This window comes from Phycicoccus sp. CSK15P-2, assembly GCF_016888005.1.
Taxonomy (GTDB): Bacteria; Actinomycetota; Actinomycetes; order Actinomycetales; family Dermatophilaceae; genus Phycicoccus.
Genome location: NZ_JAFDVE010000039.1, coordinates 1 through 12,415 on the forward strand (window position 1 = coordinate 1; position 12,415 = coordinate 12,415).

Sequence of the window (12,415 nt, forward strand, 5' to 3'; positions counted from 1 at the left end):
GGCGGGCCCGCCCCGTCGCATCCTCCGCCCGCGCCCGCGGTTTGGGCGTCCCCGCCGCCCGACGGTAGGGTGGGCGGTCGCACCCCAGGACCACGACGAGGACAACGCATGGGTTCAGTCATCAAGAAGCGGCGCAAGCGGATGGCCAAGAAGAAGCACCGCAAGCTGCTGCGCAAGACGCGCCACCAGCGCCGCAACAAGAAGTGACCACGGGTCACCTCTGACCGCCGAAGGTCCCCGGTCCCGCCGGGGACCTTTGTCGTCGGCCCGGAGCCCCGGGCATCTGGCTCCCGTCGGGTCGTACCGCTCGGTAGGGTCTGACGTAGGCGACGGAAGGAGTAGGCGGTGGCGAGAGTCGTCCTCGTGACCGGGGTGTCCCGGTACCTCGGCGGACTCCTCGCGCGCCGGCTGGCCGCCGACCCCGGGGTCGAGCGCGTCGTCGGCGTCGACGTCATCCCCCCGCCGCACGACATCGGCGACGTCGAGTTCGTGCGCGCCGACATCCGCAACCCGATGATCGGCCGCGTCATCGAGTCCTCGGGCGTCGACACGGTCGTCCACATGAACGTCATCGCCACCCCGACGTTCGTCGGAGGGCGCCTGCCGCAGAAGGAGATCAACGTCATCGGGACGATGCAGCTCCTCGCGGCGTGCCAGAAGTCCAGCACCGTGGAGCGCCTCGTCGTGAAGTCCTCCGCGGCGGTCTACGGGTCCACCTCGCGGGACCCCGCACTCTTCACCGAGGACATGGGGGCGCGGCGCACGCCGAGCGGCGGATTCGGCAAGGACTCCATCGAGGTCGAGGGGTACGTGCGCGGCTTCGCCCGGCGCCGGCCGGACACCGAGATCCTCATGCTCCGGTTCGCCAACGTCATCGGGCCGCGGATCCGCACCTCCGTCACCGACTACTTCTCCCTCCCGGTCGTCCCCGTGCCCCTGGGCTACGACGCCCGGATGCAGTTCGTCCACGAGGACGACGCGATCGACGCCCTCGTCCTCGCCGGCACCGGTGACGCCACGGGTGTGGTCAACGTGGCCGGCGACGGTGTCGTCACCGTCCTCCAGGCCACCGCCATCGCCCAGCGGCCGGTGCTGCCGATCCCGCTGCAGAGCGCCGGGCTGGTGGGCGGGATCACCCGCCGGCTGGGGCTCGTCGACTTCACGCCGGACCAGATGTCCTTCCTCGCCTTCGGCCGCGGCCTCGACACCGCGCGCATGCGCGAGGTCCTCGGTTTCGAACCCCGCTGGACCAGCCGGGAGGCGTTCGCCGCGTTCGCGGCGACGCTCGGTGCCGCGGTGCCCGGTGCGCAGGCCGTCACCGACGCGGTCTCCGGGGTCGCGGGCACGGCCAGCTCGGCGGTCCTGCGCGCCCTCGGTGCCGGGAGCGGACGCTGATGGCCGGGCGCGGAGCGCTGGCGGCCGGCGCCGCTCGGGCCACCGGTGAGCGGGCTCGGCGCCGCTCCACCCCGCTCCTCGGCGCCGACCCCGTCGAGCCCGCGGACGAGGCGACGACGGGGACGAGCGGGGCGACGGGTACGAGCGGGGCGACGGGCGCGAGGGGGACGACGGGCGCTCGGAAGCGGGCGACCCCGGAGCAGACCCCCGCTGCGACGTCGACACCGGCGCCGAGGGCTGCGACCGCCGCGAAGCCGGCCGCCACGAAGCGAGCCCCGACGAAGCGAGCCACGGCGAGCAAGCCGACGCGGAAGAACGCTGCGGAGCAGCAACCGGCGGCGTCCGGGACACCCGCGGCGACGAAGCCCCCCTCGAGGAGCTCGGCGGCGAGGAAGGAACCGCCGAAGGCGGCGGCCGCGACGCAGGGTCCGTCGGCTGAGGCCGAGTCGTCGGTGCCCACCGGCGGTCCGCGCAAGCACCGCCCGTCTCCGCGGGTGACGTCCGCACCCTCGCGCCGGGCGACGAGCCAGGCGGGTGAGCGCCCCGCGGGCCCCGCGCCCCGCCTGTCGCCGCGCGAGAAGGCCCGTCGGGACGCCGCGGCCCGCCGTCCCCACCTGCGGGTCGCCGACCCCTCCGCGGGGCAGCCGCCCCTCGACCCCACTCTCGCCGACGCGGCGGCGCGGCCCGGGATGCCGGTGCCGGACGCCGCCGACCTCGTCGATGGCCTCGTCGCCGCCCTGCGTGCCGGGGCCCAGGTCGCCGGCGTGGCCCCGGAGGACGTCGAGGCCCGGGTCGCCCAGGTGCTCGCCTACCTGCGTCGCCGGCTCGACGGCGACTACGGCGTCGACGACTTCGGCTTCGACCCGCATTTCACCGAGAACGTCTTCTACCCCGTGCTCCGGCCGCTGTACAAGCACTGGTTCCGGGTCGAGGTCCGGGGCATCGAGAACCTCCCGGCCGAGGGCGGCGCGCTCGTCGTGTCCAACCACTCCGGGGCGGTCGCGATCGACTCGCTCATGGTCCAGCTCGCCATCCACGACGAGCACCCCGCACAGCGGACGATGCGCGCGCTGGGGGCCGACCTCGTGTTCCAGACCCCGTTCGTCGGGCCCGTCGCCCGGCGTTCCGGCTCGACCCTCGCCACCCGGGAGGACGCCGAGCGGCTCTTCGCGCGCGGCGAGGTGGTCGGGGTCTTCCCGGAGGGGTTCAAGGGGACCGGCAAGCCGTTCAGCGAGCGCTACAAGCTCCAGCGCTTCGGCCGTGGGGGCTTCGTCGCCGCCGCGCTCCAGGCGGGTGTCCCGATCGTCCCGTGCTCGGTCGTCGGCGCCGAGGAGATCTACCCGGTCCTCGGCAACATGTCGACCCTCGCCCGAGTGCTCGGCCTGCCGTACGCCCCGGTCACCCCCACGTTCCCGTGGCTCGGCCCGCTCGGCCTCCTGCCGCTGCCGAGCAAGTGGATCATCGAGTTCGGCACCCCGATCGAGACCGTCGACCACGAGCCGGGCGCGGCCGACGACCCCATGCTCGTGTTCGACCTCACCGACCAGATCCGCGAGACCATCCAGCAGACCCTCTACACGCTGCTCATGCAGCGGCGGTCCGTCTTCTTCTGATGACCGCCGCACCGGTGCGGGTCACCCTCGTCGTGCGCGACGGCTGCCATCTGTGCGTCCCGGCGCGCGAGACGGTCGCCCGCGTGTGCGCCGAGCTCGGGGTCGGCTGGGAGGAGGTCGACGTCGACGCCGACGAGGACCGGCGGGCGCGCTGGTCCGAGGAGGTGCCCGTCACGCTCGTCGACGGCCGGCAGCACGACTTCTGGCGGGTCGACGAGACGCGCCTGCGCTCGGCGCTGGCCGCGCCGCCGCGGCCCCCGGCGGGCACGCCCTAGCACACCGGTCCGGCGGCGGAGGCCACCGGGTCGGTCGCGACTTTGTGCCTCCCTTCACAAAGTCGTAGGGTTGTGCGGTCCGCGGACGCTCACGGGTGGTCCGCCAGCCCTGCTCGAGGCCGCGGCCCGCGAAAGGAGTCGGTGACCTCAACGTGTCCACCGCAGAAGCCGCACGCCGGGGTGTCCCCGACGCCGCGGTGGCCCGCCTGCCCGGCTACCTCCGGGCGCTGACGGCTCTCGCCGCGGACGACGTCGCCTCGGTCAGCTCCGAGGAGCTCGCCGCGGCGGCCGGGGTCAGCTCGGCCATGCTCCGCAAGGACCTGTCCTACCTCGGCAGCTACGGGGTGCGCGGCGTGGGCTACGACGTCGAGCGGCTCGCCTCCGAGATCGCCGCGGCCCTCGGTCTCACCCAGGACTGGCCGGTTGCGATCGTCGGGATGGGCAACCTCGGCCGGGCGCTGGCCGCCTACCGCGGTTTCGCCGAGCGCGGGTTCCGGGTCATCGCCCTTCTCGACCACGACGAGCGCGTCGTCGGCGACGAGGTCGCGGGCGAGACCGTCCGTCCGATGGAGGACCTGCCCCGCCTCGTCGAGGAGCAGGGCCTCGCGATCGGGGTCATCGCGACGCCTCCGGAGGGCGCGCAGGCCGCGTGCGACCACCTCGTGGCCGCCGGGGTGCGCTCGGTGCTCAACTTCGCCGCGGTCGTCCTCGCCGTCCCGGAGGACGTCACCGTCCGCAAGGTCGACCTCTCCACCGAGCTGCAGATCCTCGCGTTCCACGGCCACCGCGGGGCGCTCGCCGAGGCGGTGGCGCCGTGAGCCTCGTCGTCCTCGGCCTGTCGCACCACGCGGCCCCCATCAGCCTCCTCGAGTCCGTCGCGCTCGACCACGACACCGCGAGCGACCTCGAGGCCGCCATCCTCCGCTCCGACCACGTCACGGAGGCCGTCGTCCTCTCGACGTGCAACCGCACGGAGGTCTACGCCGAGAGCCTCACCTTCCACGGGGCGCTCGTCGACATCACGAACGCCCTCGCCGCCGCGTGCGACGTCGAGCGCTCTGCGCTCCAGCCGCACCTGTACGTCCACTACGAGGACCGCGGCATCGCGCACGCGTTCAACGTCGCGGCCGGCCTGGACTCGATGGCCGTCGGGGAGGCGCAGATCGTCGGCCAGGTCCGCCGAGGTCTCGCCCGCGCCCAGCGCCGGGGCCATGTCGGTCCGGCGCTCAACGGGCTGGTCCAGCAGTCCCTGCGGGTCGCCAAGCGGGTCCATGCCGAGACCGACATCGACCTCGTGAGCGGCTCGCTCGTGCACGCCGGCCTGACCCGTGCGGAGGCCACCCTCGGCGGGCTGGCAGACCTCTCGGTCCTCGTCGTCGGCGCCGGGGGGATGGGCGCCCTCGCGGCCACCACCGCCGCCCGGCAGGGTGCCGCCTCCGTCACGGTCGTCAACCGCGGTGAGGCACGCGGCCGGGCGCTCGCCGAGCGCGTCGGCGGCAGCTCCCGCCCGCTCGACGAGCTCGACGCCGCCCTCGCGCAGGCCGACGTCGTCGTGGCGTCCACCGGGGCTCGCGGCCAGGTCGTCACGGCCGCGCAGGTCACCGGCGCCCTGCGGCAGCGTGGGGGCCGACCGCAGGTCTACGTCGACCTCGCCCTGCCGCACGACGTCGAGCTCGCCGTCGCCGGGGTCGAGGGCGTGACCCGGGTCGGGCTGGCCGAGCTCGGCGAGGACCTCTCCGAGGCCGAGTCCGCTCCCCAGGTCGGTGCCGCCCGCGAGCTCGTCACCGCGGAGGTCGCCGCGTATCTCGTCGCCCGCTCCGCCCAGGCCGTAGCCCCGACCGTCACGGCGCTGCGGGCCCGGGCCGGTGAGCTCGTCGACGCCGAGATGCGCCGTCTGGAGCGGCGCACGCCGGACATGGGCGAGACCGAGCGTTCCGAGGTCCGTCGCACCGTCGAGCGGGTCGTCGACAAGCTGCTCCACACCCCCACGGTGCGGGTCAAGGAGCTCGCGCGGGACGGCCAGGGCGGCAGCTACGCCCGTGCGCTCTCCGAGCTCTTCGACCTCGACCCGCGCGACGTCTCGCTCGTGTCCGCCCCGCCCACAATGCCGGGGGAGGACGGATGACCACCCTGCGTCTCGGCACCCGCCGCTCGGCCCTCGCGACGACCCAGTCCACCTGGGTCGCGGACCGGCTGCGCGCGCTCGGTCACGACGTCGGGCTCGTCGAGGTGAGCACCGAGGGCGACGTCGACCGCACGACGCCCCTCGCCCGGCTGGGCGGCACGGGCGTGTTCGTGTCCGCGCTGCGCGAGGCCCTCGTGGACGGCCGCGTCGACCTCGCGGTGCACTCCCTCAAGGACCTCCCCACCGCCCCCGACCCCCGGACGCGCCTCGTCGCGGTCCCGGTCCGCGAGGACGCGCGGGACGCCCTCGTCGCCCGCGACGGGCTGACCCTCGGCGAGCTCCCCGCGGGGGCCACCGTGGGCACCGGGTCCCCGCGCCGCCGGGCCCAGCTGGCCGCGCTCGGTCTCGGCCTCGACGTCGTCGACCTCCGCGGCAACGTCGACACCCGGCTGCGGGCGGTCCACGACGGACGGCTCGACGCCGTCGTGCTCGCGGCGGCGGGGCTGCGCCGGCTGGGCCGGGCCGGCGAGGTCACCGAGCTCCTCGACCCGATCCAGATGCTCCCGGCCCCCGGCCAGGGGGCCCTCGCCGTCGAGGTCCGCGCCGACGACGCCGCCACGGCCGCCGCGCTCTCCCCGCTCGACGACCCCGAAACCCGCGCCTGTGTCACGGCCGAGCGGGCGCTGCTCGCGACGCTCGAGGCAGGATGCTCGGCCCCGGTCGGCGCCCTCGCGGAGGTCGTCGAGGGTCCGGACGGCCCCGAGCTGTCGCTGCGCGCCGTCGTCGCGACGCCCGACGGCACGGGAGACCTGCGCCGGTCCACCACCGGAGACCCCGCGGACGCGGACGGCCTCGGCCGCCGCCTCGCCCACCTGCTTCTCGAGGACGGCGCCGCCGACCTCATGTCCCTGTCCGACGATCCAGCAGTCACGGAGCGTGCCCTGTGAGCCCCACGCGCTCGACCCCCCGTCCCTCCCGCGTCCCCGCGCGCGTCGCCTTCGTCGGCGGCGGGCCGGGCGACCCCGGCCTGCTCACCGTGCGGGCCGCCGAGCTCCTCGCCGCCGCCGACGCCGTCGTCGTCGACCAGGTCGCTCGTGAGGACCTCGCCCTGCGCCACGCCAGGCCGGACGTCGACGTCGTCGACGCCGGCCACGGCGACCAGGGGGAGCGCCTCACCCAGGCGTCGCGCGCCAAGCTCGTCGTCAAGGCGGCCAAGGCCCACCCGGGCGGCCTCGTCGTGCGCCTCATGGACGGCGACCCGGCCGTGTTCAACGGGCTCGCCGAGGAGGCCCAGGCCCTCGTCAGGGCCGGGGTCTCCTTCGAGGTCGTCCCGGGCGTCAGCTCGGTGACGGCCGTGCCGTCCTACGCGGGCGTGCCGCTCACCTCGAAGTCCAGTGCCGGCGTCCACGTGGTCGTCGCGGGTGGGTCCGCCCCGGACGTCGCGGGCGGCGTGGCGGCGTCGACGACCGTCGTCGTGCTCGGTGCGCCGGACAAGGCCGCCGGCGCCCTCCGTGCGCTGCTCGCCGCCGGCCGGGCCGCGGACACCCCCGTGGCCGTCACCGAGCGCGGGACCTCGACCCAGCAGCGCACCGTGGTCACGACCCTGGGGGAGGCCGCGGACACCATGGAGGCCGGGCAGTTCCCCGTCCTGGCGGTCGTCGGCGACACGGTGCGGATGCGCGAGGCGCTGTCCTGGTTCGAGACCAAGCCGCTGTTCGGGTGGTCGGTGCTCGTGCCGCGCACGAAGGAGCAGTCGGGCTCGATGACCGCCCGCCTGGAGCAGCACGGTGCGCGGGCCGAGATCGTCCCGACCATCTCCGTCGAGCCGCCGCGTACCCCGCAGCAGCTCGAGCGTGCGGTCAAGGGCATGGTCACCGGCCGCTACGAGTGGGTCGGCTTCACCTCGGTCAACGCGGTGCGGGCCATCCGCGAGAAGTTCGACGAGTTCGGCCTCGACGCCCGCTCGTTCGCCGGGCTCAAGGTGGCCGCGGTCGGTGGGGTCACCGCCGACGCGCTGCGCGAGTGGGGCATCAACCCCGACCTCGTCCCCACCGACGAGCAGTCCGCGCAGGGTCTCCTCGACGCCTGGCCGCCCTACGACCCCGACCTCGACCCGATCGACCGCGTCTTCCTGCCGCGCGCCGACATCGCCACCGACACCCTCGTCGCGGGGCTCCAGGAGAACGGCTGGGAGGTCGACGACGTCACCGCCTACCGCACGGTCCGGGCCGCGCCGCCGCCTGCGCCGGTGCGCGACGCCATCAAGGGCGGGGCCTTCGACGCCGTCGTCTTCACGTCGTCCTCCACGGTCCGCAACCTCGTCGGGATCGCCGGCAAGCCGCACGCGGGCACGGTCATCGCCTGCATCGGGCCGGCGACGGCGAAGACCGCCGAGGAGCTCGGCCTGCGGGTCGACGTCCTCGCGCCAGAGCCGAACGCCTCGGCGCTCGTCGACGCCCTCGCCGACCACGGGCGGTCGCTGGCGCTGGCCGCGGCCGAGGCGGGCGAGACCGTCGTGCGGCCGAGCCAGCGCCGTCCGGGCTCCCGGAAGCGCGCCACGTGACCCTGCCGGTCGCGGGCGCCCCGTTCCCGGCCGGCCGGCCGCGCCGGCTGCGGCGCACGGCGGCGCTGCGCCGGCTGGTCGCCGAGACCCGGCTGCACCCGGCCGAGCTCGTGCTGCCCGTCTTCGTGCGCGAGGGTATCGACGCCCCCGTGCCCATCTCGGCGATGCCCGGGGTTGTCCAGCACACCCTGGACACCCTCGTCGACGAGGCGCGGCGCTGCGTCGCGGCCGGTCTCGGCGGGATCATGGTCTTCGGCGTGCCCGAGGCCAAGGACGCCACGGGCTCGGGCGCCGACGACCCGGACGGCATCCTCAACGTCGCCCTGTCGCGGGTCGTCGAGGCGGTCGGCGACGACCTCGTCGTCATGTCCGACCTCTGCCTCGACGAGTTCACCGACCACGGGCACTGCGGCGTCCTCGCGGGTGACGGCTCGGTGGACAACGACGCGACGCTCGACCGGTACGCGTCGATGGCGCTCGCGCAGGCCGCGACCGGCTGCCCGATGCTGGGCCTCTCCGGGATGATGGACGGCCAGGTCGGCCACGTCCGGGCCGCCCTCGACGCCGCCGGGTACACCGACACGGCACTGCTCGCGTACGCCGCGAAGTACACCTCCGGGCTGTACGGGCCGTTCCGGGAGGCCGTGCAGTCCACGCTCGTCGGCGACCGGGCCACCTACCAGCAGGACCCTGCGAACGGTCGGGAGGCGCTGCGCGAGATCGAGGCCGACGTCGCCGAGGGCGCCGACATCGTCATGGTGAAGCCCGCCGGGCCACACCTCGACGTCGTCGCCGCGGCAGCGCAGGTCTCGCCGGTCCCCGTCGCCGCGTACCAGATCTCGGGGGAGTACGCGCAGATCGAAGCCGCCGCCGAGCGGGGCTGGGTCGACCGCGACCGGGTCATGATGGAGTCGCTGCTCGGCATCCGCCGGGCGGGCGCACAGATCATCCTCACCTACTACGCCCTCGAGGCCGCCGCCCGGCTCTGACGCCACGAGGCCTCAGGGCGTGGCCTCCGCGGCGACCCGGGCCCGGAGCCGTTCCAGCCCGGCCCGCACCATCTCCCCGTAGCCGTCATCCGGCAGGGCTGCTGTCGCAGCCAGTCCGGCCGCGAGCTGCCGGCGGGCGTCGTCGAGACGACCCTGGCGCAGCAGGCCGTCGCCGAGGTTGAGGTGCAGACTCGCGGCCATGCCGGCCGCCGAGGGGATGCCGACCGGAGCGAGATCGCCGTCCGCGACGTGCGCGTACTCGTCCAGCGCACGTCGGTCCCACGCGACCTCCTCGTCGAGGTCGTCCTCGAGGTCGGCGAGGTAGTGAGCGAGCACGCAGCGGCGCGCGTGGTCCTCGACAGCGGTGGCGTCCCATGCCGCCCGCAGCCGCTCACCTCCGCCGGAGCGGTCGCCACCGAGCGTGGTCGTCACGGCCTCGAGCACCTCGTCCCACGTCGTCATGCCGTCGGACGGTACGGCTCGGCACCGACACTGCCGACCACCCGTTGGGCCACCGAGATCGAGGCGCTGCGCCGGCGACGCATCCGCGCGCCGCGTCCGCATCCGCGCGCCGCGTCCGCATCCGCGCGCCGCGTCCGCATCCGCGCGCCGCGTCCGCATCCGCGAGCCGCGTCCGCATCCGCGCGCCGCGTCCGCATCCGCGAGCCGCGTCCGCATCCGCGCGCCGCGTCCGCATCCGCGAGCCGCGTCCGCATCTGCATCTGCACAGGCTGTCGTCAGACACACGGCCAATGGCGTGTGCGGTTGACGACACGGTGTGCGCCTGCCGACAGGGTGTGCCGACCCCGGTACTGCGCAGGCCTCCGCGACCGAGGTGGTCGCGATCACCGGGAGCGCGGGCGGCCACTGAGGGCGGCCGCGGGCACGGGTCGGCACCGACACGGCGACGGACGCGGCCGAGACAGCCCGACCGCCCGCCGCGCTCAGGGCGCGACGGGCGGTCCGGGAGCGTGCGGGCTCAGGCCTGCTTCGCGAGCTGGAGGTCGATGACGATCTTGATCTTGTCGGAGACGAGGACGCCGCCGCCCTCGAGCGGGGCGTTGAAGGTGAGGCCCCACTCGGTGCGGTCGATCTCGCCCTCGGCCTCGAACGCGGCCTTCTCGTTGCCCCACGGGTCGGTGGCGACACCGGTGAACTCGACGTCCAGGGTGACGGGCTTGGTGACGTCCTTGACGGTGAGGTCGCCGACGAGCGTCGAGCCGTCGAAGGAGGTCGAGCGGAAGGTCATCGTCGGGTGGTTCTCGACGTCGAAGAAGTCGTCGCCGCGCAGGTGGGCGTCGCGGTCGGCCGTGCCGGTGGTGACCGACGCCGTCTGGATCGTGACCTCCGCGGTCGACTCGGCGAGCGTGTCGGCGACGACCACGGTCCCCGCGACCTCGCCGAACGAGCCGCGGACCTTGGTCACCATGAGATGGCGGGCGACGAAGCCGACCTCCGTGTGGGTGGGGTCGATGGTCCAGGTGCCGGTGGACAGGCCGGCCAGGGTGGCGGTGCTCATGGGCTCTCCTTCGATGGATGACGTCTAGTTGACCCTTCAACTATGCACCTGCGCGACGTATTCCGCACATCGGGGTCCACCGCGGACGCGGCCGGTCCCCGGGATGCGTCACGGCGGTTCGTGGAACGATGAGCGGGTGGAGGAGGCCCCGCGCTGGCTCACCGCCGAGGAGCAGACGTCCTGGCGGGCGTACCTGCGTGCCAGCCGCGAGCTCTCCTTCGCCCTCGAGAAGGACCTCCAGTGCCACGGGGTCAGCCTCTCCGAGTACGAGCTCCTCTCGATGCTCTCCGAGGCCGACGACGGCCGGCTACGGATGTCCGCCCTCGCCGACCTCATCGTCCAGTCCCGCAGCAGGGTCACGCACACCGCGACCCGGCTCGAGCGCCGCGGCTGGGTCGAACGAGGCCCGGCGCCGGACGACGGCCGCGGCGTCGTCGTCCAGCTGACCGACGCCGGACGGCAGGCGGTCGAGTCCTTCGCGGTCGAGCACGTCGAGAGCGTCCGCCGGCACCTCGTCGACGTCCTCACCCCGGCGCAGCTCGCGGCCCTCGGCGAGGCGATGGGCGCCGTGCACACCGCCTACCGGGCCGACCCCACGACCCCCGAGCCCTCCGAGTGCCCGACAATGGAGTTGTGAGCGACACCTCCCCGGCTCCCCCCGGCCCCTCCGACGCGCCGGCCTCGGCCGCCCTCCTCGAACGCGCCCGGGCGGTGACCCCCGGTGGGGTGAACTCGCCGGTCCGGGCCTTCCGCTCGGTCGGGGGCACGCCGCGGTTCATGGTTCGTGGGGCCGGTGCGCACCTCACCGACGCGGACGGCCGCGACTACGTCGACCTCGTCGGCAGCTGGGGGCCGATGATCCTCGGCCACGCCCACCCGGCGGTGCTGGACGCCGTGCACGACGCCGCCTCGCGAGGCACCTCGTTCGGCACGCCGTCCGAGAACGAGGTCGCGCTCGCCGAGGAGATCGTCGCCCGGGTCGCCCCCGTCGAGCAGGTCCGCCTCGTGAGCAGCGGCACCGAGGCCACGATGAGCGCCATCCGCCTCGCCCGGGGCTTCACCGGCCGCCCGCTCGTCGTCAAGTTCGCCGGGCACTACCACGGGCACGTCGACAGCCTGCTCGTCGCCGCCGGCTCCGGCGTCGCGACGCTGGCCCTGCCCGACTCCGCCGGCGTCCCGGCCGAGATGGCCGCCGAGACCGTCGTCCTGCCGTACAACGACGTCGCGGCGCTCGAGGCGGTGTTCGCCGAGCGCGGCGACCAGGTCGCGTGCGTCGTCACCGAGGCGGCCGCGGGCAACATGGGCGCGGTGCCGCCCGCCCCGGGCTTCACCGAGGCGCTGCGGCGGGTCACGGCCGCGCACGGTGCACTGCTGGTCTCGGACGAGGTGATGACCGGCTTCCGGTGCAGCCGCGCGGGCTGGTGGGGTCACGAGGGGCTCGACGTCGCACCCGACCTCATGACGTTCGGCAAGGTCATGGGCGGAGGCTTCCCGGCAGCGGCCTTCGGTGGCCGGGCCGACGTCATGGCCCTCCTCGCCCCGGACGGGCCCGTCTACCAGGCGGGGACGCTCTCCGGGAACCCCGTGGCGACCGCCGCCGGCCTGGCCACCCTGCGGCACTGCGACGACGCCGTCTACACCCGGCTCGGCGAGGTGGCCGGGGCGCTGGGCACCGCCGCCTCCGAGGCGCTCACCGCGGCCGGTGTGCCGCACCGCGTGCAGCACGTGTCCTCGATGTTCTCGGTCTTCTTCCGCGACGGCGAGGTCCGCGACTACGACGACGCCCGCGACCAGGACACCGCCGCCTTCGCCCGGTTCTTCCACGCGATGCTGGACGCCGGCGTGTACCTGCCCCCCAGCGCCTTCGAGTGCTGGTTCGTCTCGGCCGCCCACGACGACGCCGCGGTCGAGCGCGTCCTCGCGGCCCTGCCCGCCG

General features: G+C 74.9%; 13 protein-coding genes. 11 read left to right on the forward strand and 2 right to left on the reverse strand.

Going from position 1 to position 12,415, the window contains the following annotated elements:
• Positions 1-108 precede the first annotated feature (108 nt).
• From JQN72_RS17955 to hemB, 9 genes are all read left to right on the forward strand, one after another.
• The gene (locus JQN72_RS17955) at positions 109-207 is read left to right on the forward strand and encodes a 30S ribosomal protein bS22 (RefSeq protein WP_003792170.1); all 99 of its coding nucleotides are present in this window, start codon (positions 109-111) and stop codon (positions 205-207) included.
• Positions 208-345: 138 nt separating this feature from the next.
• Entirely contained in the window at positions 346-1,395 is a 1,050-nt protein-coding gene (locus JQN72_RS17960; protein ID WP_204136509.1) for an NAD-dependent epimerase/dehydratase family protein, read from the forward strand.
• Between the two features lie 494 nt (positions 1,396-1,889).
• On the forward strand, positions 1,890-3,008 hold the full coding sequence (locus tag JQN72_RS18650; RefSeq protein WP_307812810.1) for a lysophospholipid acyltransferase family protein: 1,119 nt from the start codon (positions 1,890-1,892) through the stop codon (positions 3,006-3,008).
• Positions 3,008-3,283 carry a glutaredoxin family protein gene (locus JQN72_RS17970; RefSeq protein WP_204136511.1) on the forward strand — a complete coding sequence of 92 codons (276 nt, stop codon included), beginning with the start codon at positions 3,008-3,010 and terminating at the stop codon, positions 3,281-3,283. Before JQN72_RS18650 ends, JQN72_RS17970 begins: the two co-directional genes overlap by 1 nt.
• A gap of 152 nt (positions 3,284-3,435) precedes the next feature.
• On the forward strand, positions 3,436-4,101 hold the full coding sequence (locus tag JQN72_RS17975; protein ID WP_204136512.1) for a redox-sensing transcriptional repressor Rex: 666 nt from the start codon (positions 3,436-3,438) through the stop codon (positions 4,099-4,101).
• Positions 4,098-5,408: a glutamyl-tRNA reductase gene (locus JQN72_RS17980; RefSeq protein ID WP_204136513.1), complete on the forward strand. Its 1,311-nt coding sequence runs from the start codon at positions 4,098-4,100 to the stop codon at positions 5,406-5,408. Before JQN72_RS17975 ends, JQN72_RS17980 begins: the two co-directional genes overlap by 4 nt.
• On the forward strand, positions 5,405-6,355 hold the full coding sequence (hemC, locus tag JQN72_RS17985) for a hydroxymethylbilane synthase (protein ID WP_204136514.1): 951 nt from the start codon (positions 5,405-5,407) through the stop codon (positions 6,353-6,355). The genes JQN72_RS17980 and hemC overlap by 4 nt, the downstream gene beginning before the upstream one ends.
• Positions 6,352-7,971 carry a uroporphyrinogen-III synthase gene (locus tag JQN72_RS17990; protein ID WP_204136515.1) on the forward strand — a complete coding sequence of 540 codons (1,620 nt, stop codon included), beginning with the start codon at positions 6,352-6,354 and terminating at the stop codon, positions 7,969-7,971. Before hemC ends, JQN72_RS17990 begins: the two co-directional genes overlap by 4 nt.
• Positions 7,968-8,960, forward strand: coding sequence for a porphobilinogen synthase (hemB, locus tag JQN72_RS17995; protein ID WP_307812811.1), 993 nt, complete (start codon positions 7,968-7,970; stop codon positions 8,958-8,960). The genes JQN72_RS17990 and hemB overlap by 4 nt, the downstream gene beginning before the upstream one ends.
• A gap of 12 nt (positions 8,961-8,972) precedes the next feature.
• Here hemB and JQN72_RS18000 read toward each other — a convergent pair whose 3' ends face one another.
• Both JQN72_RS18000 and JQN72_RS18005 read right to left on the reverse strand, forming a co-directional pair.
• Positions 8,973-9,422 (reverse strand): hypothetical protein, encoded by a 450-nt coding sequence (locus JQN72_RS18000; RefSeq protein WP_204136516.1) that lies wholly within the window; start codon positions 9,420-9,422, stop codon positions 8,973-8,975.
• A 517-nt stretch (positions 9,423-9,939) separates the two neighbouring features.
• Entirely contained in the window at positions 9,940-10,479 is a 540-nt protein-coding gene (locus tag JQN72_RS18005; protein WP_204136517.1) for a YceI family protein, read from the reverse strand.
• Positions 10,480-10,615: 136 nt separating this feature from the next.
• Between JQN72_RS18005 and JQN72_RS18010 the strand changes: the two genes are divergently transcribed.
• Together JQN72_RS18010 and hemL are read left to right on the forward strand one after the other, a co-directional pair.
• Entirely contained in the window at positions 10,616-11,116 is a 501-nt protein-coding gene (locus JQN72_RS18010; protein ID WP_307812812.1) for a MarR family transcriptional regulator, read from the forward strand.
• The coding region (gene hemL, locus JQN72_RS18015; RefSeq protein ID WP_204136519.1) for a glutamate-1-semialdehyde 2,1-aminomutase at positions 11,113-12,415 on the forward strand (1,303 nt) is incomplete at its 3' end. The genes JQN72_RS18010 and hemL, both read left to right, overlap by 4 nt.

Excerpts from the sequence above, each read along its gene's own strand:
- JQN72_RS17955 (WP_003792170.1), top strand. The coding sequence starts at position 109 with ATGGGTTCAGTCATCAAGAAGCGGCGCAAGCGGATGGCCAAGAAGAAG.
- JQN72_RS17970 (WP_204136511.1), top strand. The coding sequence starts at position 3,008 with ATGACCGCCGCACCGGTGCGGGTCACCCTCGTCGTGCGCGACGGCTGC.
- hemC (WP_204136514.1), top strand. The coding sequence starts at position 5,405 with ATGACCACCCTGCGTCTCGGCACCCGCCGCTCGGCCCTCGCGACGACC.
- JQN72_RS18000 (WP_204136516.1), bottom strand. The coding sequence starts at position 9,422 with ATGACGACGTGGGACGAGGTGCTCGAGGCCGTGACGACCACGCTCGGT.
- JQN72_RS18005 (WP_204136517.1), bottom strand. The coding sequence starts at position 10,479 with ATGAGCACCGCCACCCTGGCCGGCCTGTCCACCGGCACCTGGACCATC.